A 21,197-nucleotide genomic window follows, 5' to 3' on the forward strand; every position below is an offset into this window, starting at 1 on the left:
CGACCTCCCCCCTCCGGGGGGAGGAGCCCGCGCTTCTTACCGTCTGCTGCATCACGGCGGCGCCCCCCGGCGCCAGAACACCTCGGTCTCGATGGTGAGCGGGTAGCCGTCCCCCCACTTGCCGGAGATCTCCGCCTTGAGCGCCTTGAGGCGCCGCTCCACCAGGGCCTTGCTCTCCACCTCGGCGAGGTAGGAAAGCCTGAGCACCGCCGGGGCCTTGCGCAACTCCTTCAAAAGGAGGTCGATCCGCGGCTGCCACTGCCTGCGCAGCCTGGTTCCGTTGGGTTCGAAGGCGCCGTCGGCGACGTCCAGGGAGACCACGTGGTGGATGGCGGCGCCGAAGTTGAAGCGCAGCATCTTGCCCCGTGTCGCCCGCTGCACCTGGGGGTTCTCGCCGGTGACGCGGTACCCGGTAGGGAGGGTGCGCTCGTCGAGCTTGAGGATGAAGTTGCTGCCCCGGTCCTGGTCCGGGACCATCGCGCAGGTGATGTGGAAGCGGCCGAACTCGTCGGTGGTGGCGACGAGCCCCCGGGCGGTCACGGCGCGCACACCGGCGAGCCCCTTTTCTCCCTGGTCCGGGTAGCCGTTGGTGTTGACGTCGTCAAACACCTTGCCGATCACGTCGGTGCAGTCGAGGTCCGCATCGGGGATGACGCGGACGGTCGCCGAGGCGACCCCGGAGGCGACGCTGTCGGTGATGTTGCTCAGCACCTGGGCGCGGTTCACGTACTCCCCTTCGGAGACGCCGGAGCCGACGATCATGAGGAAGGTGATGCTGTGGCTGGTGCTGCTGGTGAGCTGCGAGATGTTCCAGGTCATCTGGCGCGTGTTCTGCGTCGGCTCCGCCTTGCGGCCGTCCAGGCGCGCCGACCCCGCCACGTACTTGAATCCCGCCGGGAAAGTGTCCACCACGCTCAGGTCCCTGAGGGTCGCCCCCAGGGTGTTGTTGAGGGTGATGGTGTAGGGGACCAGGGTGCCGCGCGACACGTCGGTCACGGCCGCGGTCTTGGTGATGGCGATCGCCGTGTTGAGCGTGGGATCGACGGCGATGTGGTTGTTGTAGATCTGGCTGTAGCCGGGCTGCAGGTTGTCCAGGGTAAGCCGCAGGTAATAGGCGGTAGCGGCGCCGGGGAGGACGGAGGTGCCGGGCGCCAGGTCGGAGGCCTGCGCCTCGCAGTACCCGGCCGTGGTCGGCACCGCGTCGAAGGCGCCGCCGGGGCAGGAGGGTACCGCGAAGGAGGCGGTGCTGTCGCTGGAGGCCGGGGGCACCAGTTTCGAGACGCCCGCCGTGTACCCGGATGCCGGCGGCGTCACCTGGATCAGGTAATCCCCGCCGGAGGGGCAGGAAGGATCGCTGAAGTTGAGGTCGAACTTGTAGAGGCCGCTGGCCGTGGTGACCTGCCCCTGCTGCACCGGGTCATTGAAGCAGCTCGCGGCGAGAGCTGTCCTGCTTGCCGCCTGGACCATGGTCAGCGTCGCGCCCGGCACCGGGGTGCGGACGATGGAGTTGTAGACCACGCCGTTGGGGGTGAGCGGCAGGTTCAGCCCCTGCAGCAGCGTCCCCCCTCCGGCCACGATGTCGGAGATGCGCTGCATGCCGTTGGTGAAGGGAGAGCTGCACCATCCCAAGAGGGCGGTGGCGGCGCCGGCGCCCGGCGCGCGGAAGCGGAGTTCATACCTGATCGCGGTGCCGGCGTTGGGGGTCACCCCGCTGAAGCGGTAGGAGCCGTCGGCGGAGCTGTTCACCGTCCCCACCGCGCGGCCGTCCTGGTACAGCTCCACCGCCCACCCCGCCGACGGGATCTCGCCGCCGTCAAGGACGTTGTCGTGGTTCGCGTCCTGCCACACCGAGCCGGCGAGGCTCGCACTCCCCGGCATGCCGCCCACGGTGACCGCGGTCCCGGCGCTCGCCACCCGGGTGGGGGTGTCCCAGCTCGCCTGGGCGGTGTTGTTGACCACGCTGCCGCTGGACACGGTGGCGTTCAGCTTCACCTGGAAGCGCAGCGCGACGGAAGCACCCGGCGCCAGGGCGCCGTGGCTCGCGCCGTAGTTGGCAGTCAGGACCGGCGCCGCGTAACTGACCCCGCTGGAGGAGCCGTTCATGACAGCGGAGCCGGAGAGGTAGCTCCCCTGGGGCAGCAGCGGGGTCAGGTCGTCGGTCAGCACCACGCCCGTAGCCGGGACCTGCCCTATGTTGGTGGCGCGCACCGTGTATTCCAGGATGCTCCCCGGCAGCGCGGCACCGCCGCCGACCACCACGGCGGACTTGGTGATGCTGAGCTGCTGGGCGTTCCCCACCGCGATCACCGTGGGCTGGTAGCCGTTGGCGGGGGTGCCGTCGGAGTCGGTGGCAAGCAGCGGCAGTTCCGCGCTGGCGACGCTCCCCTGGTTGCTGATCACGGTACCCGCAGCGACTCCCTGGTTGACCTGGACCTTGAAGGTTACGACACCGGTGCCGCCTGCCGCGAGTGTCCCGGCGGTCGCGGGGGGCGCGGGCGGGGTGACTCCCGGGGAGACGACACCGATGCCGTTGGTGAGGGGGGAAACTCCGGCCGCCGCGTCGGCTACCGCCGCACCGTTCAGGCGTACGCTGTTCGGGACGTAGGTGGTGTTGGCGGGGATGGCGTCGGTGAACAGCACGCCGGTCGCGGGTGGCGCCCCCGAGTTGGTCATGGTGATGGTGTACTGGAGCTCGTCGCCGGGATCGACCAGGCCGTCGCCGTTGGCGTCGGCGACGAGCTGGACCGTCTTCAGCGCGTAGAGAAGCGGCAGGTTGCCGACGATCACGGTGGTCGGATCGTTGGGCACCGGCGTCGCCGGGTTGTCGGAAGCCTCTTCCGGGAACGGGCCGCTTGCCGCACCGGTCCCGGCCAGGAAGGCCTGATTGGAGATGAGGGTCCCGGCCACGACGCTCCTGCTGATCCTGACCTCGAAGGTGACGGTGGCCACGTTGCTCGCGGTACCGGCGGCCGCGGGCATGGTGCCCGGCACCGGGTTCGCGGGCGAGTTGACCGTCATACCCCCCTGCAGCGGGCTCGCAGCGCCGACGTCCGCCACCGGCTTGCCGTTCAGGGTGGTGCTGTTGGGGACATAGGCGGTGTTCGCGGGGACCTGGTCGCGCAGCGTGACCCCGGTCGCGTTCTCGGTGCCGTCGTTCTTGACGGTGATGGTGTAGCGCAGCGTATCGCCCGCCTTGACCGTGGCGCTCCCGGAGGTAACGTCCCTGACCGTCTTCTGGAGCAGGAACCGCGGAGCCGACGCGATGACGGTCCGGGTCGGGTCGGCCGTCCCCGGCAGCGAGGGGTCGTCGCTCAACTGCGACGGCAGCAGGGGGGACGCGACCTGCGCCTGGTTCTGCACCAGCGAACCGCTGTCGAGCACCGGCGCCAGGGTGTCCTGGAACTCGACCAGCAGCACGTCACCCGCCTGCCCCTGCGGGGCCACGGTCAGGTTGCCGACGCTCACCACCCCGGTCCCCTTGCCACCGCCGTTGACCGAGGTGGCGGCGACGTTCGCGCCGGCCGGGACGCTCAACAGCTTCAGCGTTCCGGGTGCGAACATGGCGGTCGCGTTCAGCTTGTCGAGTTCGTCGGTCAGGGTGAAGTTCGCCGCGCCCAGGGCGCCCACGTTGCGGATGGTGAGGGTGTACTTGAGGGTGTCGCCGGGCCTCGCGTTGGCACCGGACTGCCCGGTCGTTGCGTTCTGCACGGTCTTGGTGAAGCTCAAAAGCGGCGCCTGGGTGGTCACGGTGAAGGCGTCCTGGCTGTCGAGTACCCCGGGGGTGCCGTTGGTCAGCGCGGCGGTCGTGGCCTGTATATCCCCTGTAGCGGTGACCGCAGGGTCGGCGCTCAGCCACCTGGTGGCGCCCGCCACGTTGGTGAGGGTGATCCCCCCCGCCGTGTAGGGGTCGAGCGAGGCGCTGTACGTCACCAGCAGTCGCTCTCCCGGCGCGATGGCCGCCGCGGACGACTTCATGGCGACGGTCATGGTGCAGGCGGGCGCGGGGGCGAAGCCCACGGTGAAGTCGGTGCCGTTCACGAGGTTCGCCGAGACGGGGGTGACCCCGTCGGCCTGGTAGACGCGCGCCGTGACGCCGGTCGGCGCCGAGCCGCACATGCTCCCCGGGGCGGGGGTGGTCACGCTGGGGAGGAGGTCGGTGAGGGTGGCCTGCCACGCGGTGCTGCCGCCGGTATTCTGGACGTTGAGCGTGAACAGGCCCGGGGCGAGCGCGTTGATGGTGGCCGGTCCGCTCTTTTGCACGGTCAGCGCGGGGCCGACGATGATGATCGCGGCGCTGGCGCCCGGCGCGCCGTTGGCCTGGGTGGCGGGGGTGCTGTTGACGCCGTTGTAGGTGTAGGTCGCCGTGTTCTGGAACTGCTTGCCGAGCGTGTTGGCGGCGGAATTGGTGAGCAGCACGGTGACGTTGATCACGGCCTGCTGGCCGGCCGGTATGTCGATGCCGCTGCCGCTGTCCTGGATCACGAGGCTCGTGGCGCTGCCGCTGTTGACCGGGGTGAAGGCAGGGCCGGAAACCCGCTGGACGCTCACGAAGCGCAGGTCCACCCCGGTCGCCGCGGCGCTCAAGTCGTCCAGGATGCGCACGTCGTACATGGCGGTGGGCTGAGGCACCGCGGGAACGGTGATGGTGTAGCCGAAGGGGCGGCCGATGGCGGCGCTGGTCACCTGGGCCTGCTTCGAGAGCGCCGTGGCCGCCGCGGTGGTGAGCTGCACGGTGGCCGCGCTGGTCGGGCCGTAGAGCTGGCGGTTGGCGGGTACGCTCGCCGCCGGGATGTCCTGGCTGTCGAAGGAGTAGTAGCCGGTCACCTGCGCCTGGTTGTTCAGGGTCACCCCGGCGCCCAGCCCCGCGTCCCCCTTCACCTGGTAGGTCACCTGCAGGGTCTGCCCCGGGGGGACCGCGTAGAGCCCCGCCGAACCGGCCGCGTCGAAATTCCAGGTGGCGATACCGCTGGCCGCGCTGTAGCTCGGGGCGAGCGTGGGCAGGGTGGCGCTGGTCGTGCCGGTGGCGCTGTCCACGAGCGTGACGCCGGTGGTGGTGACGCCCCCCTGGCGCAGGCCGACCGGCAGGGTGTCGGCGAGGACCGGGTCGTAGGCCGGGGCGGTACCGCTGTTGGCCATCCTGACGGTGTAGGTGATCGCCTCGCCGGCGCTGATCACCGTGCCGCCGCCTGCCGTGGCCGCGCTCTTGGTGACGTTCAACAGCGGTTGCCAGACGTTCAAGGTGGCGCCGGAGTTCTTCGGGGTCGCGGCCACGCCGTTGATGGCGTAGTTGAGCGTGGCGCTGTTGACGAGCTGCTGCGCCGTCGGGGACTGCGCCAGCGCGTTCTTGACCACGTGGGCGCGGTACTGGATGGTGAGCGTGTTGTTCGCCGCGTTGTTGTCGGCCGTGTTGACGACGTTGCCCAGGTTCCAGGTCAGGGTGCCGGTGGCGCCGGGCGCTGGCTGGGAGGAGACCGTGTAGCTGAAATTGCCGCTCCCCGAGGCGGGGGCGATGCTCACCAGGGCGTCGTAGGCGAGGCCGGCCGGGAGCTGGTCGGTGAGCACCACGTTCTGCGTGGTCCCTTCCCGCAGGGTGAGGGCAAGGTTGTAGACCACGGTATCGCCCACCCGCACGGTCGCGTCGGTCGCACTCCCCGGTGCGGCGCTCCAGGAATCGGAGACCACGGTTTTGGCGAGGGCGGTCGGGTCCAGCGAGGAGACGGTGGCGGAGACCGGGCCGGAACAGTAGTTGTTGGGAAGGGTGGTGGCGGGGCAGCCGGCGCCTGTGCGTTCGCCGGGGACCGAGCCGGAGAGCGAGGTCCAGTCGACGTAGACGTCGTTGGTGATGGGGGCGCCGCTGGTCTCCAGCACGGTCACCAGGTAGCTCAGCACCAGGGTCCCGCCGGCCGGGATGTCCAGGCTCGCGTCGCCGTTTTGGCTCCCCCAGTCCACGGCGCCGCTGGGAAGAGCGGCGGGCGTGGGCATGAAGCCGGTCACCGGCGCGCCGTTGATCTGCGCGGTGGCCGAGCCCGGTACCAGCGAGACGTTGGCGGGAAGGAAGTCCATGACGTCGGCATCGTAGGCCCGGGAGCCGCCGTCGTTGGTGACGGTGACGGTGTAGCGCAGGACGTCTGCGGGGGCCGCGGCGGCGGACGCGGCTTTCCCTGCCGGGGAGGCGTAGCCGACCGCCTTGGCCGCGGTGAGGTGCGGTTCGACCACCGTCATGTTGGCCGTGGTCGCCGCGCCGCCGGCCGACTGGGTCAGGCTGTCGCCGTTTAGCTTGTTGTAGGTGTAGGAAGCGGTGTTGCTGAAGCTGAGTCCAGCGCGGTTCGCACTGCTGTTCTGCAGTGCCGCCGTCACCTGGATAACCGCCTGCCCCCCCGCCGGTATGTCGATGCCGGTGGCGAGGTCCTGGAGGATGACGTTGGTCGCCGTGCCGGTGTTGGTGAGGTTCCAGTTGCCGCCGGAGATGACGTCGGCACCGACGAAGCTCATGCCTGCCGCCGAGAGCCCCAGGTTGTCCAGTATCCTCACGTCGTAGAGCGGGACGTCCGCCGGGGTGGCGGGTACCTTGATCAGGTAGCTGAACTGCTGACCGACGGTCGCCGTGGTCGAGGCAGGGTTCGCCTTGGAGAGTGCCCCCGGCGCCTGGATGGTGACCCTGGTGGGGTCTCCGCCGGAGCCGAGCAGCACGGTCCCATTGCTATAGGGATCGTCGCTCGGGCCGGCCCAGACCGTGACGGGGTTGGTGCTGGTGTCGGTCCCGGTGACGCCGGCCTGGTTGGAGACGACGGTGCCGTTGGTGAGGGTCGCGTCGAGGGTCGCGTCGAACTCGACCTGGATCTGCGCAGTGGTGGTGGCGCCACCGGGGAGGGTGAGGCCGGAAACGGTGACGGACCCCGGGGTGCCGCCGCCGGGCTGGGTGACGCTCACCGTGCCGCCCGCCGGGGTGACGGTGACGTTGGAGACGGAGCGCAGCCCGGCCGGGAGGGTATCGGTGATGGTGACCCCGTTCAAGGGGGGCCAGGTGAAGTTCTGCAAAAGCAGGGTGTAGTGCAGCCGGTCTCCCGGAAAGGCCGCCGTGGCCGGATTGGCTCCGGTGGTCAGGTCGCGCACCGTCTTCTGGAAGTAGTAGCCTGCCAGCGCGGCGGTCACCGTGTAGGCATCCTGGAAGTCGAGGGTGCCGGGGGTGCCGTCGGTTATGGTCCGGTCGTACTCGCGGCGCCCGGGATAGCCGCTGTTGGCGCTGAACCACCTGGTGGCGCCGGCGATGTTGGTGAGCGTCGCCCCCGAGGCGACCCCGGTGCTGTCGACCTGCGCCCGGTAGGTGACGATGAGGCGCTGGGTGGGGGCGATCTTGGCGGAATCGAGCAGGGTCAGGGTGAGCTGCCCGGGGGAACCGGGGCCGCCGCTCCAGGTGGTGGTGAAGTCGGTGCCGCTCACCAGCGGGGCCGACACCGGGGTCACCCCGTCGGAGGCGAAGACCTGGGCGCTGATGGTCCCGACCGGGGAGACGGTGCTCATGCCGGCCGGGATGTGGTCGGTGATGGTGGCGTTCCACGCTTCGCTTCCGCCGGTGTTCTGGACGTTGAGCGTGTACCTCACCTGTGAATCCATGTTGACCGTCGCAGCCGAACCGCTCTTGGTAAGGGTGAGGTTCGGCTCGACCACCGTCATGGGCGGGGTGGTACCGGGCCATGCCTGCAGGTCCACCATGCTGGTGCTGTTGATCGGTTTGTTGAACCACATGTTGGCGGTGTTGGAGAACTGCGACCCCGCCTGGTTCACGCCGGCCGGGTTGCTGTCGAGGACGACGGTGACCTGGATCTCCAGGTTGTACCCTGCCGGGAGCGAGGCCAGCGCCGGGTTGTATTCGTAGGAGAAGACCAGGTGCCTGGTGGCGTCCGAGAGGACGCCGGGATGGCTGCTGAGCCAGCCGCCGCTCGCCCCGAGGGTGAGCGGCGCCCCTCCGTTGAGCGGCGCCCTCGCGCCGGTAGCGGGGTTCACGAGGTAGGCGGCGTTGGTCACGTAGCTCAGGGCGGCGCCCGTGGCGGTCAAGTCGTCGGGGATGACCACGTTGGTCACCGTGGCGTCGTCGCTGTTGGCGATGTACTGGAACGTCCCCGTCGCGTCGAGTTTCCCCAAAAGCGGCACACTGATCGTATAGGTGAAGGGGACACCGACGGCGGCGGTGCTTTGCGCCGGGGGATTCTTCTTGCTCACCGCGTCGACCGGCACCATGAAGGCCTGGCAGGCCGGGCTGATGTTGTTGTACCCGCCCGGAGCCCAGTAGATCCAGAAATCGGACTGCGTCGGGTCGTTGCACGACATGTTGCCGTAATAAAAGACGTTCAGGAACGCGATGTAGTAGGATTGCTGCTGCGGGAAGTTGAAGTTTATGTTGGTGATCGGGAAGCCGCCGATGGAATCGGGGAAGTTCTTGATGGTGCAGTTGGTGTCGATCCCGAAGGTGGACGCCCCCCTGACCGCGGCGAGGGTGGCGGGGTTGTTGCCGTCGACCACGCCGCCGAACTGGGAGCAGAAGATCCCCGCTGCCCGGGCAGACGTGCCCCATCCGACCAGCATGACCAAAAGGGCGGCGGTCGCAGCCAGGCGCGCCACGGACCTGGCGGCGCCCATCCTGGCGGCGGCCATCGATAACATCAGCTTTGTCTGTGTCAGCATTCTCACTTCTGCCCTCGATGAAGATCGCTCAACTACTGTTGCGGCCCTTGGCAGGCCGACCTGCACGCACCACGAAAAAAACCCGCGCCACAGCCGGTACTTCGGCTGATGACGCGGGTTTCACTTGCCCCGTAGGGATGAGACTTACCGCTGTTTCAATGCTGCTGTCGATTTTCCGGCCGGGGTGGCCGGGTCACTTCATTCTTTCGTTCCTGATCGCGTCGCAAACGCGGTAGTCGGCGATGTTCACCGTGACCTGCAGGTGCGGCGCGGAAAGAAGCCCGATCTCCTTCATGCACTCGGTCAGCTTTCGTTTCCACTCCGGGTCAAGGGTTCGTTTGGTCAATTTTTCCATTGCATGCCTCATGTAACTTTCCTAGGGATAAAAAAAGAGCGCTCCCATCTACCGAAGATGAGAGCGCTCCTAGATCGGGGGGGGTGCCGGATGCCAAGATGCTGACTCATCTCTTCGGCAACCCGGCTATCCTTCACAGGACCCGTGGCTTTGCGTCACCAGATCACTCTGGTTTTGCCCGTTCGGAGAACGTATTCTGTTTTAAATCGCGCCGACGCCTCGCGGAGCCAATAAAAAAAGGCGCTCCCATCTGCCAAAGATGAGAGCGCCTCTTGATCGGTAATAGCGGATGCCAAGATGGGAACTCATCTCTTCGGCAACTCGGCTATCCTCATTCAAGGACCCGTGGCTTTGCGTCACCAGATCACTCTGGGTTTGCCCGTTCGGAGAACTTTTTTAACAATTTGTAATCGACGGCCACCTTTTAGCAGATGGCTTAACGCTTTGCAACAATTTTTTTTCACAATCGCGGCAATTTTTTACAATCGCCGCGGCCACCGGCCGGAAAGCTTCTTTGGCCGCCGGGGCCGGGGAGGGAAAACCCGGCATGGTTTCAAGCGGTTTTGCACCGCCCCCCTGACAGGTCCCCCACGAACGCCCCCAGCTTCGCATCGCATTCGCGGATGTGGTGATTGACCCAATGGTCCAGGATAACCAGTTGGTCGATGCTCAGGCTGGCGCTCGCGGTTCGAGGCGTGCGGATGTCTATCATCCTCTGCCTGAAGATCTCATGTTCATCCCTGTGCGCCAGGAAATCGGGATAGCAGGTGTCCATCATCAGCATCTGCTCGTAGTCGAAACACTGCGCCATGTACACCAGGATCTCGTCGAAGATGTACCCGTCCGGAGCCGGGCCTGTCATAAAGCGGTCATACGCTTCATTTATCTTCTCAACCACGTACTTGTGACACTGATCGATGTCTTCAATACCGACCACCAGGTCTGAGGTCCATTTCGTGTTAAACATAAGCCCTCCCACGGCATCATGCCAAGCACCCGAACGTTCACACTGGATATTTTGTCGTATCGAAACCGGCCCATGCCATGCTGGTCTCCCTGCGCCTGAACGCGAAAAAGCCGGGGCTTCGATATCAGGAGTGATATTTCGGCGACCCGGCTGTCTCGGTGAGACCCTTTAGGCTTTCCGTCCCATCCTCGCGGATGGTTTAGTATTTTCGTGTATCGGTTCTTGTTATTGCGGACGCAACATAGCGCAGCAAGGCAAGCGTGTCAATGACATTTAATGTGCCGTACCCTAGCGTGCGGGCGAAACGGCAGCTTCCAAGGCCTGATCCCACCACCCCGATCCGGCCTTGGTCAAAACTGCCGCGGCACGGTGCACACGGGCCGCCTACTTGCCCCCCCCGAGAGCGCTCTTCACCTTCTTCAGCGTGTCGATGTTCTTCTGAAGGCCGCTCACGTTCTTCTCCATTTCGGTGATGGTGGTGCCGAGCTGGGCCACGCTGCCGATGATGCCTCCGCTGCCGGCCGCCCTCTGCAGCAGTTCGTTGCCCAACTCTCCCATCTGGGCGTTGGCACGCTGCTCGCTGATCGAGCCGCAGAGGTATCCCGCCACAAAGACCACGGCAAAGGCCGCGACCCGCAAACTGTAGACGACGCTTTTCTGTTTCATGTCAGTTCCTCCCATGACCCGATGCCTTATCACCGCCACGCCCGGTTGCTCACCCTACTTTTTCTTTTCCTTCTTCTCCGGCTTGGCGGCAGCCTCCTTGGCCTCGATACTGGCGGCTTTCATGGTGTACATGATGGTGACCTTGCTGCCGACCTTGATGTCGCCGGTGACCTTGGTGTCCTTGTCCTTGGCGATCTGCCACTTCTCGCTCCCCTTCTGAACTACGATCATGTCGTCCTTCACTTCGAGTACCGGCCCGGTCACCTGATAGCTCTTGGGAGCGGCATAGACGGTCGTTGCGGCAAGCAGAGTGATCCCCGTTAAAGCTGCGACAAGTTTCATACTGTTTCCTCCTTGAGAGTTGTGAGTGCTGGAACGCTACATTGATAACAGCTTACCGCCGCAAGTCAAACCGCTGCGGGTCATGACTCCGGATCCCCCTACCCTTTGACCGACGCCGCCCCTCTAGCAGGCAAAGGGTTTTTGCAGCATTATCGTCTGCACCGGCATCGGCGCCGGGAAGCCTGCGGCAGCGAGGCTCTCACGGATCACCTTGTTACCGTCGAAATAGACCTGCCAGTAGTGGTCATTGTGACAATACGGCCGCACAGCGAGCACCGGGCCGAGCGCGGTGAATTCCAGGATATCCACCTGCACCTGGGGATCGGGCAGTACGTTGGGAACCTGGGCGAGCTTCTCCCGCAAGAGAAGCATGGCGGCAACGTGGTCGGCATCGCCGGAAAGCTGGCACTTCATTTCGACCCTCCTGAACGGGTTGGTCGAATAATTCTGGATGGTGTCGCTGAAGATCTTGTTGTTGCCGACCATGGTGAGGACGTTGTCCGCCGTGTTGATGGAGGTTATGAACAGCCCGATCTCCTTGATGGTCCCGGTCACCCCTGCGGCTGTCACGAAGTCGCCGACCTTGAACGGGTGCAGCACGATCAGGAAGATGCCTGCGGCGAGGTTGGCGAGCAGGCCGCCCCAGGCGGCGCCAATCGCGATGCCGACACCGGCGACCAAGGCTGCGAAGGTCGTGGTCTGAATGCCGCAGTAGCCGAGGATGGCGACCACCAGGACGATGTTGAGGGTGACGGACACGAAGTTGCCGATGTAACGCATCAGGGTGGGATCGACCTTCTGCCTCTCCAGCACCCCCTGCAGCATGCGCCCGACCAGACCGATGAGCCAGCGTCCCACGAGCCAGAACAGGATCACTGCGACAAGTTTGGTGCCGTACTCGGTGGCATACGTCACTGCGAGTTGCTGATACTGCCCCACGTTGTCCATAGTTCCTCCTTTTACGGTGTGGCTGCCTCCTGCACTTGAAGTTCTCCAGCGGGTAACAAGTTGCAAAATAGGTCAATTTTACACTCACAGTACCCTTTTACAATCCACGTGTGCCAGTGGCCGGAATCGGCAATGTCACTGCAAGGAAGGGTTATGTCAGTGCTACACCTATGGTCGCCGAGCCTAAAACAAAAAGGGGGCACCGCTCACGCGGCGCCCCCCTTCAATTGCCCATCGTAGCAGCTACGCCAGATGCCGCTGCCGTGCTGTTCGCCCCTGGTCAGATTTGTCGGTCGAGGCACCATACCTCATTTGAGGTAGCGCATGAAGCAAATAAGGCATGATTTCGTCTCCCGCGCTGGCAGGTAAAAATTTATTTCCTGCGACATCAGCAGGTTAGCAACTTTTTTCAAAGCTGGCACGACTGATGCTCTAAGAGGGAAGAAGTCCAAATTCATCTTAGGAGATTTTCAAATGAAAAAGATCGTTTCTTCCGTAGTTGCTGCTCTCGTTGCTGTTGCTTTCGCTGGTGTTGTTTTCGCTGCTGACGCTGCTCCGGCTGCTCCGGCCGCTCCGGCTGCTGAAGTGAAGAAAGAAGAAAAAGCTCCGGTGAAAAAAGCCGCTAAGAAGAAAAAAGCAAAGAAAGCTGCTAAGAAAGCCGAGAAGAAAGAAGCTGCTCCGGCTGCTGAAGCTGCTCCGGCTGCGAAGTAATTCCGTTTTCACCTGTAGCATCAAAAGCCGCCCGTTGCCAGACATCGGGCGGCTTTTTTAGTATTAACGTCCTAGCGTAGCGATTCGCCCCCCTGGATCGGGGCAAAACAGAGGTGTCTTCATGCGGAAGTTCCTCAGCACCGGGAACGGATGGGTTATGGCGGGATATCTGGTCGTCATCGTGCTCGGGTATGTCGACTACCTGACCGGTGACTATTCTCTGCTGATTTTTTACCTCGCCCCGGTATCCCTGGTTTCCTGGCAGGCGGGGCGGCGCGGCGCGCTCCTCGTGTCACTGCTCGCCGGCCTGGCGCGTTGCGTCTCCGACTATTACAGCCACTCCGCACTGACCTTCAAGCCCTGGCAGTCCCTGGAAGACACGGCCCTCGTCGTGGCGGTCGCCTTCCTCGTCCTCGTGATGAAGAAACTGATGACCGAGGTCCGGGTCTGATCAGCCGGTAATAAGAATCGCCCTGAAATCGTTCACGTTGGTGAGCGTGGGACCGGTCACGAGCGTTTCCCCCAGAGCCTCGAAAAAACCGTGTCCGTCGTTGTCATCGAGGCTTCGCTTCGGGTTGATCCCCAGCTCCCAGGCCCGCTGCAGCAGGTCCGGGCTCACAAAGCCTCCCGCTGTCTCCTCCTGGCCGTCCACCCCGTCGGTATCCCCCGCCACCGCATAGATTCCCTTTTCGCCCTCAAGCGCCAGCGCCAACGCCAGCAGAAACTCCACATTGGGTCCGCCGCGCCCGCTGCCGCGCACCGTTACCGTTGTTTCTCCCCCCGACAGCAGGACGCAGGGCGGGGCAAAGGGCTGCCGGCGCCGTGCCACCTGCAGCGCTACCGCCGCCAGCGCCTTCGCTACCTCTCTGGACTCGCCTTCGATGCGGTCGCTCAGGATGTGGGCGGGAATCCCCTGCCGGAGGGCAAACTGAGCCGCGGCTTCCAGGGCCGCCTGCGGCGTCGCGACCAGGTGGAACTGCGCGTTGGCCAGGCGCGGGTCGTCCGGCTTCACCGACTCCCCGCGCCCGGAGGCGAGACACTCCCGCACCGACGCGGGGAGCGGGATGCGGTAGCGCTCCACGATGGCAAGCGCATCCTCGCAGGTGGTGGCGTCACCTACGGTAGGACCGGAGGCGATATCGGTGGGGTTGTCGCCGGGAACATCGGAGATGGCCAGGGTCCAGACGCGGGCGGGATGACATGCGGCGGCAAGCCTCCCCCCCTTGACGGCCGAGAGGTGGCGCCGGACACAGTTGATTTCGGCGATGCCTGCTCCACAGCGCAGGAGTTCCCGGCTCAGTTCCTGCTTTTGCGCCAGGGTCACCCCCGGCAGGGGAAGGGGCAACAGCGCGGATCCGCCGCCGGAAATGAGGCAGACGACCAGATCGTCGCAGGTGAGGCCTTCGACCAGTTCGAGCATCCTGGCCGCCGCCGTGCACCCCGCCTGGTCCGGAACCGGATGCGACGCGCTCACCACCTCGATGCCGCGGCAGGGAACTTCGTAGCCGTAACGGGTGACCACGAGCCCCGCTGAGATCTCCCCGGTCCAGGCGTCTTCGAAGGCGCGCGCCATGGCAGCCGAGGCCTTACCCGCACCGATCACCACCAACCTTCCCTTCGGCAGAGGCGGGAGGTGGCGCGACAGGCAGTACTCGGGACGCGCCGACTGAACGGCGGCTTCAAACATCTGCTGCAAAAGCTTACGCGGCTTCATGATTTTCCTCCCCGTACGGCGTCATTCCCCGATTAGATACAACAACGGGACGGTCCGGCGCAACGGGGAAAACGCCATCATGAAAAAGGCCCGCAGGATTTCCCGCGGGCCCCGGTACCACCACGGCCGCTACACCGGTTAATACTGCTCCCTCTTGATCCAGCCGTATTTCTCCCCCGCATAGAAATGCCCGTGGCAGGAATAGGGCCCTGCGTTGTAGATGTCCACGACCAGCACCTCCCCGCACACCGGGCAGGGAGCCGTCGGCTTCTCCCTCTTCCTGGCCTCCTCCCTCAGGTCGTCGAGCTGGTTTTCCAGCATCTCGATGCGGGCGACCAGTTCCCGGTCCAACAGGTGTTCCAGGCACCCCTGGACGCCGCACTTCTCCTCTCTCCCCTCCACCAGCACCGGGTGCTCGCATTCCGTGCAACTGCAGTCCACCTGGAAATTACCGCACAGGGGACAGCGGTTCTCTTTGATCTCCGGCAGCGCAAAGCATCCCGGAGGGTAAATGTAGCTCAGGATCGATCTGGTCATGACTCTTCCTCCACCGGGCGGCCAGCCGCCTCACTATCTGCCTGCATGCATGAAAGCTGGGGATCGACACAACGGTTAGAATACTGCCATAAAAAAATAGTAATGCAAAAACTCGCCACACGGCTTCCTGATGCCGCCATACCGTATCTCCTGGGACTGCAGCAGCGGGCAGATCGGGACAATTCGAATATGCTGCTGACAAATGACCGATTTCGAAAGGGAAATACTTTCCGAAGAGAACCCCAAGAATTCACACAAGTTGACCACGAGGAGGAACCATGCTGGCAAGTGTCAAAGTCGGTACCAAGTTGCTTTCAGCCTTTCTGCTGATTGCCGTGATAAGCGCGTTGGTGGGCGGTGTGGGGGTCCTGAAGATCCGCCAGATCGATGAGGCCGACACCCGCCTCTACGAGGAGATCACGGCGCCTTTGGCCACCGTCGCCCAGATGTCCATCGCCTTCCAGCGGGTCCGCATCAACCTGCGCGACTTCATGGAGGCCAAGGATGAGAGCGAGAGGCAGGCCGCGCTTGCCATGGTGGACAAGCTGCGCAAGGAAATCGGGGAGCGATCGACCGGGTTCGAGAAGAGACTCGATACCGACGAGGAGCGGAAGCTCTACGGCGAGTTCAAGGAATCGCGCAAGGTCTACGGCGGCTACATCGACCAGGTGACCGGACACGTGCAGGCAGGGAGGGTCGACGAGGCGATGACCCTCATGCACGGCGAGGCCCGAAAGGCGGCGCTGCACGAGCAGGAGCAGCTCAACAAGCTCATGGAAGCAATGGAGAAACAGGCGGAACTGACGGCGAAGGACAATGCGAGGATCGCCGAGGTCGCCACCATCGTCATGACGGCGCTGGTCATCGCGGGGATGGTGATCGCCGTCGTCTGCGGCCTGGTGATAACCAGGATGATCACCAAGCCCCTCCACGCCGCCGTTGCCGCGGCCAGCGCCATCGGCGCCGGCGATCTCACCACGCGGATCGAGGTCACCTCGCGCGACGAGACGGGGCAGCTCATGGCGGCGCTGCAGGCGATGGCGGAAAACCTGCGCAGCACCATCGGCAAGGTCGCCGACACCTCCGCCCAGGTTGCCTCCGCCTCCAACCAGTTGCATTCCACCTCGGAACAGATCGCAACCGGCGCGGAGGAGGTCGCGGCCCAGGCCGGCACCGTGGCCACTGCCGGGGAGCAGATGTCGGCCACCTCGTCGGACATAGCGCGCAACTGCCAGATGGCGGCCGAAGGGGCCAAACGCGCCTCGAAATCGGCCCAGAGCGGGGCGGAGGTGGTCCAAGGGACCGTAACGGTGATGGGACAGATCGCAGCGAAGGTGCAGGAAACGTCCAGGACCGTCGAGAGTCTCGGCGAGCGCAGCGATCAGATCGGAGCCATCATCGGCACCATCGAGGACATAGCGGACCAGACCAACCTCCTGGCTTTGAACGCGGCCATCGAGGCGGCCCGGGCCGGCGAGCAGGGACGCGGCTTTGCCGTCGTCGCCGACGAGGTGCGCGCCCTGGCCGAACGGACCACCAGGGCGACCCGGGAGATAGGGGAGATGATCAAGGCGATCCAGAGCGAGACCAAGGGTGCCGTGGTCGCCATGGAAGAAGGTGTGCACCAGGTCGAGGCCGGAACCGCCGAAGCCGCCAAGTCCGGCGGCGCGCTGCAGGAGATCCTGGAGCAGATCAACGACGTGGCCATGCAGATCCACCAGGTGGCTACCGCCGCCGAAGAACAGACGGCGACTACCAGCGAGATCTCCAGCAACATCGTGCAGATAACCCAGGTCGTGCAGCAGACCTCGCAAGGGGCACAGGAGTCGGCGAGTGCGGCGGCCCAGTTGCACAGGAACTCCGAGGAACTACAGCAGTTGGTCAAGCAGTTCCGACTCTAGCTGTCCAAACGGGAGCCGGGGTCATTCCCGGCTCCTCCCACCCTCAAACTGTGACAGAGCACTCTCCACAAGAACATTCATCTGTCATAACCTATCGGCCGATCTCCGTAGTTTTAATATTTCAAGTTTTATGAGTGCCTGTCGAAAAGAAACCCTGCGTCTGTGATGAACGTGCGTGGTTTCTCGATCTTTCAATGAAAACCAGGAGGAACAACTATGAGAGTAATACGTGTTGCAGCAGCCCTTCTCCTCTCTTTGCTGGCAGGTCTCACCGCCCAGGCAAGCGCCGATGAGCTGAAGATCGGAGCCGGTGGCGCGCCCACGGAGAACATCCTGAAGCCGATCCGTGTCGCGTTCGAGACGGCAACCGGCCTGAAGCTCTACATCGTCGCCTCCGGGCCGAAAAACGCCTTCGTAGACCTGCAGAAGGGGGAACTGGACGCTGCGGCGGCAGGGCTTAGCTACCAGGACTGGCTGGCCCTCATGAAGAAGGAAGGGGCCGAGGTGGGCGCGCCGGCTGCGTTCACCCCTGTCGTCATCGGCAAGGACAAGGTCAAGGTGCTGGTGCACAAGGAGAACAAGGTGAACCAGCTGAGCGCCGAGCAGTTGAAAGGGATTTTTTCCGGGGAGATCTCCTCGTGGAAAGAGGTCGGCGGAGAGGACGTACCGATCCTGGTGGTGATCGGCAAGCTTACTCCCGGCACCAACAGCATGTTCTTCAAGAAGTTCCTGGGGGACAAGGCCGTTGCCAAGGACGTGATCGACGCCACCACGGCCGAGGACGTCAGGCTGAACGTCGCCTCGAACCCTTCGGCCATCGGCTTCGGTCCTCTCTCGCTGGTGGACGACTCGGTAAAAGCGGTACAGACGCCGGAGCTCGCGCGCGACATCACCGTGATCACCAAGGGGAAACCCTCGGCCAAGGTCCAGAAGCTCCTCGATTTCGTCAACGGCGAGGGAAAGAAGTACATCAAGCAGTAACGACGGCAGTCGCATCCGACGCCAGTTCCGTCTCGTAAAGAGACCCACAACCAGGAGGGGACGTACGTATGAAAAGAGCAATGATTGGTCTGGCACTCGCAGCATCGATGGTCTTCGGCGGCACCGCCATGGGCGAAGAGATCAAGGCGGGAGGGGGCGGCGCCCCCGTTGACGGCTATCTGAAACCGGTGAAGGAGGCATTCGAGAAGAGCACCGGCATCACCTTGAACCTCAACTTCAGCAGCGCCACCCTCGCCTTCAAGCAACTGATCGCAGGGGAGCTCGACCTCTCCACCGCCGGCCTCGCCTACCCGGACCTCGTGAAGACGGCGAAGAAAGAGAAGATCGAGGTCGCCGACCCGTCCGCCTACGTCGCCACGGAGATCGGCGCCAGCAAGATCTACACGGTTGCCCACAAGGACAACCCGGTGGCCACGCTCACCATGGACCAACTGAAGGGGATCTTCACCGGCAAGATCGCCAACTGGAAAGAGGTGGGCGGCAACGACGCCCCCATCCTGATCGTCCTCTCCTCGATCAACCCCGCGACCAACGCCGCGTTCAAGAAGCTCGCCATGGGAGACGCCCCTTTCGCGACCGATGTCCTGGACGCGGGACGGTTCGAGGACGTGCGTGAAAAAGTCGCCGCCAACCCGGAGGCGATCGCGTTCGGCCCGGTGACCATGCTGGACGCCACCCTCAAGACCGTGAAGACCCCGGACGTGGCGCGTCCGGTCATCGTGGTCACCAAGGGGGCCCCCTCGGCCAAGGTGCAGAAGCTGATCTCCTTCATAAAGGGTGAAGGACAGAACTACATCAAGCAGTAAAAACCTACCGTTTCCCCAGCGCCTTCAGACCGGAGCAAATGCATGACTATCAAGACCAAGCTGACCCTGAACGTAGTCACCGTGATCCTCATCGTGGCAGGAGTTGCCATCGCCAGCATCGTCGGCATGCGCTTTGTCGACAGCAAGCTCCAGGACCTCACCCAGCGCAGCACCCCGTTCCAGATGAGGACGGTCGAATTCCAGCGCCAGATCCAGGAGGCGACGGCCGACCTGATCAAGGCGAGCGTCTCCCGCAACCGCAGCGAATTCGAAGCGGCCAAGACCGAGTCGGACAAATCTCTCGCCCAGGTGGAGACCGGCCAGGGGGCGCTGCAGGCACTCTCCGGCGACGTGAAGCTGGAGGCGCACCAGGCACTGACCGGCATAGCCGGCGAGATCTTCACGGTCACCAGGGGGAAGCTCAAGGCCGAGGAGGATGCGGCCGCGGCCAACAAGAGCATCACCGAACGGATCAGGGAAGCGACGGCACGCCTTAAGGAGCTCGACGCCAAGATCAAGGGGCTGCAGTCGGCCAGCTCCAGCTCCTACAGCAGGTCCGTCACCGAGACCAAGGGGGTGTCGGACCGGGTGCGCAACGTTGAGGCGCTCAAGCTGACCCTCAAGGACTTCCACCTGGGACTGCTGGAGGTGAGCAAGACCCAGAGCAAGAAGGCGGTGCTGATCTCGCTCGCCAAGTGCAACTCCGCGATGAACAAGGCGCTGCAAAACGAGATCGCCAAAAGCTCCGGCAGCATCTCGGCGGACCTCAAGTACCTGAACGGCAGGATCGCCCCCTTCGGCAAGGCGCAGACGGCCGCGATCGAACCGGGCGTCACCGACACCTCGGCGCGGGACCAGCTCTTCGCCGAGATCACCCAGAAGATGAACGCGGTGAACCTGGTCCTGGAGCAGGAGGCCGCCATGGCCTCCGACACCCTCTCCTCGGAAAGCCGCAAGCAGTCTTCCTATTTCAACAACTCCACCGTGGCCACCTCCGTCATGGCCGGCAATTCCGAGCTCCTCTCGCTCGGGCTCAAGGTGGACGGGCTCGCCTCGCGTCTGTTCACGGCCGGCAGCGCGAAGGACGTCGACGCCATCGAGGCCGAGCTGAACGGGATCTTCGGCCGCGTAGGCCAGGTGGACGCCCAGCTCGCCAAGGCACTGGCGAAGCTCAACGCGCGCGGCGAGGCCGCCCTGCTGCACCAGGCCGAGGGGGCGCTCTCCACCATCAAGGGGCTGCTCTTCGTCAAGGACGGCGTCCTTTCCAAGATCCGCAACCGGCTCGACATGGAAGCCAAGGCGGCCACCGCCATGGGCAAGCTGCGCGAGATCGTCAAGCAGCAGGCCGAGAGCGGACAGAAAACGGTGAGCGTCGCCCAGGTGGACCAGGAAAAGGCGATCACCACCGTGAACAAGATGGTCCGCTTCTCGACGCTGCTCATCGCCGCCATCAGCGTCGGGGCGGTGATATTCGGCATCATCTTCGGGATCTGGGTGTACCGCTCCATCTCGCGCCCTCTGGCCCAGTTGTTGGGGGTGTCGCAGGCGGTGGCCAAGGGGGACCTCGGGGTACGCATCGACAGCAACAACGGCGACGAGGTGGGCAAGGTCCAGACGGCCATGGCGGAGATGGTGGACAACCTGCGGGGGATGGTGGGCAAGATCAAGGACGCCACCCAGAGCCTCGCCAGCAGTTCCGAGGAGCTTTCCGCCACGGCGGTGGCCCTGGAACAGGGGGCCGAGGAGCAGACCGCGCGCATCGACCAGTCGGCCACGGCCATGACCGAGATGACCCAGACCACCATGGAGGTGGCCAGGAACTCCAGCGACACCTCGGACGCGGCCACCCAGATGAAGGGGATCGCCGAGCGGGGCAAGCTTGCCATGCAGGAAACGGCGCAGGAGCTGGACCGCTTCGCCGAGTCGGTAAACCAGGCGGCCCAGAAGGTGGAGTCGCTTGGGAAACAGTCGGAGGAGATCAGCGACGTGGTGACCCTGATCAACGACATCGCCAACCAGACCAACCTGCTGGCCCTCAACGCAGCCATCGAGGCGGCGCGCGCCGGGGAGCAGGGGCGCGGCTTCGCCGTGGTCGCCGACAACGTCCGGGAGCTGGCCGAGCGCACCAGCACCGCGACCCAGGAGATATCCCAGACCGTGAAGACGATGCAGAACAGCGTCAGGTCCTCGGTCGACTACATGCAGGAGGAGAGGGAATCGGTGCTGAAGGTCCAGGGGCAGGTGCAGCAGACCCTGGTCGCCATCGGCGAGATCGTGAGCTACGTGGAGCAGGTGGCGGACATGGTGCAAAGGATCGCGGTAGCCGCCGAGGAGCAGTCCTCCACCAGCGGCGAGGTGTCCCAGAACATGGAGGGGGTGCACCAGATCGCCAAGGAGCTCAGAAGCTCCTTCACCGACATCCGCCACTCCTCCGGGAGCCTGTCCCAGCTCGCCACCGAATTGAACGGCATGGTGGGGTGGTTCAGGGTGTAGGCATTCTTTTTTATTAAGTTTTCGACTCCGATGATATATACTCGTCCGGGTATTTTATGAGGAGCAGGGAGTC

The 21,197-nt window shown here is 64.4% G+C and carries 14 protein-coding genes and 3 riboswitches; of the genes, 6 read left to right on the plus strand and 8 right to left on the minus strand.

All coding sequences use genetic code 11. The annotated features are described in order from the left end of the window. Nucleotides 1-51 precede the first annotated feature (51 nt). The 6 genes from KP004_RS17300 to KP004_RS17325 form a co-directional block, all read right to left on the minus strand. Nucleotides 52-8,661: an isopeptide-forming domain-containing fimbrial protein gene (locus tag KP004_RS17300; RefSeq protein WP_239026847.1), complete on the minus strand. Its 8,610-nt coding sequence runs from the start codon at nucleotides 8,659-8,661 to the stop codon at nucleotides 52-54. A 214-nt stretch (nucleotides 8,662-8,875) separates the two neighbouring features. Continuing rightward, complete coding sequence (locus KP004_RS17305) at nucleotides 8,876-9,037, minus strand: hypothetical protein (protein WP_216799664.1); 162 nt, start codon at nucleotides 9,035-9,037, stop codon at nucleotides 8,876-8,878. A 113-nt stretch (nucleotides 9,038-9,150) separates the two neighbouring features. Then, nucleotides 9,151-9,226, minus strand: a riboswitch (cyclic di-GMP riboswitch). 123 nt (nucleotides 9,227-9,349) lie between these two features. Further along, a riboswitch (cyclic di-GMP riboswitch) is annotated at nucleotides 9,350-9,427 on the minus strand. Nucleotides 9,428-9,590: 163 nt separating this feature from the next. Next, nucleotides 9,591-10,004 carry a bacteriohemerythrin gene (locus KP004_RS17310; protein WP_216799665.1) on the minus strand — a complete coding sequence of 138 codons (414 nt, stop codon included), beginning with the start codon at nucleotides 10,002-10,004 and terminating at the stop codon, nucleotides 9,591-9,593. Between the two features lie 137 nt (nucleotides 10,005-10,141). After that, a riboswitch (cyclic di-GMP riboswitch) is annotated at nucleotides 10,142-10,218 on the minus strand. Between the two features lie 170 nt (nucleotides 10,219-10,388). Continuing rightward, a complete protein-coding gene (locus KP004_RS17315; protein WP_216799666.1) occupies nucleotides 10,389-10,670 on the minus strand; it encodes a hypothetical protein in 282 nt (93 codons plus the stop codon). A 54-nt stretch (nucleotides 10,671-10,724) separates the two neighbouring features. Further along, nucleotides 10,725-11,012, minus strand: a complete 288-nt coding sequence (locus KP004_RS17320) for a hypothetical protein (protein ID WP_216799667.1) — start codon at nucleotides 11,010-11,012, stop codon at nucleotides 10,725-10,727. 123 nt (nucleotides 11,013-11,135) lie between these two features. Continuing rightward, the gene (locus tag KP004_RS17325) at nucleotides 11,136-11,960 is read right to left on the minus strand and encodes a mechanosensitive ion channel family protein (RefSeq protein WP_216799668.1); all 825 of its coding nucleotides are present in this window, start codon (nucleotides 11,958-11,960) and stop codon (nucleotides 11,136-11,138) included. A gap of 474 nt (nucleotides 11,961-12,434) precedes the next feature. Between KP004_RS17325 and KP004_RS17330 the strand changes: the two genes are divergently transcribed. Next, nucleotides 12,435-12,671, plus strand: coding sequence for a hypothetical protein (locus KP004_RS17330; protein ID WP_216799669.1), 237 nt, complete (start codon nucleotides 12,435-12,437; stop codon nucleotides 12,669-12,671). Between the two features lie 157 nt (nucleotides 12,672-12,828). Continuing rightward, nucleotides 12,829-13,122: a hypothetical protein gene (locus tag KP004_RS17335; RefSeq protein ID WP_216799670.1), complete on the plus strand. Its 294-nt coding sequence runs from the start codon at nucleotides 12,829-12,831 to the stop codon at nucleotides 13,120-13,122. Here the strand turns inward: KP004_RS17335 and KP004_RS17340 are convergent, their stop codons facing one another. Together KP004_RS17340 and KP004_RS17345 are read right to left on the minus strand one after the other, a co-directional pair. Next, the gene (locus KP004_RS17340) at nucleotides 13,123-14,385 is read right to left on the minus strand and encodes a glycerate kinase type-2 family protein (RefSeq protein ID WP_216799671.1); all 1,263 of its coding nucleotides are present in this window, start codon (nucleotides 14,383-14,385) and stop codon (nucleotides 13,123-13,125) included. It abuts the gene before it with no gap. A 138-nt stretch (nucleotides 14,386-14,523) separates the two neighbouring features. Continuing rightward, nucleotides 14,524-14,922, minus strand: a complete 399-nt coding sequence (locus KP004_RS17345) for a hypothetical protein (protein ID WP_216799672.1) — start codon at nucleotides 14,920-14,922, stop codon at nucleotides 14,524-14,526. 278 nt (nucleotides 14,923-15,200) lie between these two features. Here KP004_RS17345 and KP004_RS17350 point away from each other — a divergent pair, with 278 nt between their 5' ends. The 4 genes from KP004_RS17350 to KP004_RS17365 all read left to right on the plus strand — a co-directional run bounded on the left by KP004_RS17350 (nucleotide 15,201) and on the right by KP004_RS17365 (nucleotide 21,124). Beyond that, nucleotides 15,201-16,823: a methyl-accepting chemotaxis protein gene (locus tag KP004_RS17350; protein WP_216799673.1), complete on the plus strand. Its 1,623-nt coding sequence runs from the start codon at nucleotides 15,201-15,203 to the stop codon at nucleotides 16,821-16,823. A gap of 216 nt (nucleotides 16,824-17,039) precedes the next feature. Then, nucleotides 17,040-17,804, plus strand: coding sequence for a substrate-binding domain-containing protein (locus KP004_RS17355; RefSeq protein WP_216799674.1), 765 nt, complete (start codon nucleotides 17,040-17,042; stop codon nucleotides 17,802-17,804). A gap of 68 nt (nucleotides 17,805-17,872) precedes the next feature. Further along, the gene (locus KP004_RS17360) at nucleotides 17,873-18,631 is read left to right on the plus strand and encodes a substrate-binding domain-containing protein (protein WP_216799675.1); all 759 of its coding nucleotides are present in this window, start codon (nucleotides 17,873-17,875) and stop codon (nucleotides 18,629-18,631) included. A 42-nt stretch (nucleotides 18,632-18,673) separates the two neighbouring features. Further along, entirely contained in the window at nucleotides 18,674-21,124 is a 2,451-nt protein-coding gene (locus KP004_RS17365) for a methyl-accepting chemotaxis protein (RefSeq protein ID WP_216799676.1), read from the plus strand. Nucleotides 21,125-21,197: the final 73 nt, after the last annotated feature.

The sequence above is a fragment of the Geomonas oryzisoli genome (genome assembly GCF_018986915.1).
In the GTDB taxonomy this organism is placed as follows: domain Bacteria; phylum Desulfobacterota; class Desulfuromonadia; order Geobacterales; family Geobacteraceae; genus Geomonas; species Geomonas oryzisoli.

Excerpts from the sequence above, each read along its gene's own strand:
- KP004_RS17350 (WP_216799673.1), top strand. The coding sequence starts at position 15,201 with ATGCTGGCAAGTGTCAAAGTCGGTACCAAGTTGCTTTCAGCCTTTCTG.
- KP004_RS17340 (WP_216799671.1), bottom strand. The coding sequence starts at position 14,385 with ATGAAGCCGCGTAAGCTTTTGCAGCAGATGTTTGAAGCCGCCGTTCAG.
- KP004_RS17320 (WP_216799667.1), bottom strand. The coding sequence starts at position 11,012 with ATGAAACTTGTCGCAGCTTTAACGGGGATCACTCTGCTTGCCGCAACG.
- KP004_RS17315 (WP_216799666.1), bottom strand. The coding sequence starts at position 10,670 with ATGAAACAGAAAAGCGTCGTCTACAGTTTGCGGGTCGCGGCCTTTGCC.
- KP004_RS17365 (WP_216799676.1), top strand. The coding sequence starts at position 18,674 with ATGACTATCAAGACCAAGCTGACCCTGAACGTAGTCACCGTGATCCTC.
- KP004_RS17305 (WP_216799664.1), bottom strand. The coding sequence starts at position 9,037 with ATGGAAAAATTGACCAAACGAACCCTTGACCCGGAGTGGAAACGAAAG.
- KP004_RS17310 (WP_216799665.1), bottom strand. The coding sequence starts at position 10,004 with ATGTTTAACACGAAATGGACCTCAGACCTGGTGGTCGGTATTGAAGAC.
- KP004_RS17300 (WP_239026847.1), bottom strand. The coding sequence starts at position 8,661 with ATGTTATCGATGGCCGCCGCCAGGATGGGCGCCGCCAGGTCCGTGGCG.
- KP004_RS17360 (WP_216799675.1), top strand. The coding sequence starts at position 17,873 with ATGAAAAGAGCAATGATTGGTCTGGCACTCGCAGCATCGATGGTCTTC.
- KP004_RS17325 (WP_216799668.1), bottom strand. The coding sequence starts at position 11,960 with ATGGACAACGTGGGGCAGTATCAGCAACTCGCAGTGACGTATGCCACC.
- KP004_RS17355 (WP_216799674.1), top strand. The coding sequence starts at position 17,040 with ATGAGAGTAATACGTGTTGCAGCAGCCCTTCTCCTCTCTTTGCTGGCA.
- KP004_RS17345 (WP_216799672.1), bottom strand. The coding sequence starts at position 14,922 with ATGACCAGATCGATCCTGAGCTACATTTACCCTCCGGGATGCTTTGCG.
- KP004_RS17330 (WP_216799669.1), top strand. The coding sequence starts at position 12,435 with ATGAAAAAGATCGTTTCTTCCGTAGTTGCTGCTCTCGTTGCTGTTGCT.
- KP004_RS17335 (WP_216799670.1), top strand. The coding sequence starts at position 12,829 with ATGGCGGGATATCTGGTCGTCATCGTGCTCGGGTATGTCGACTACCTG.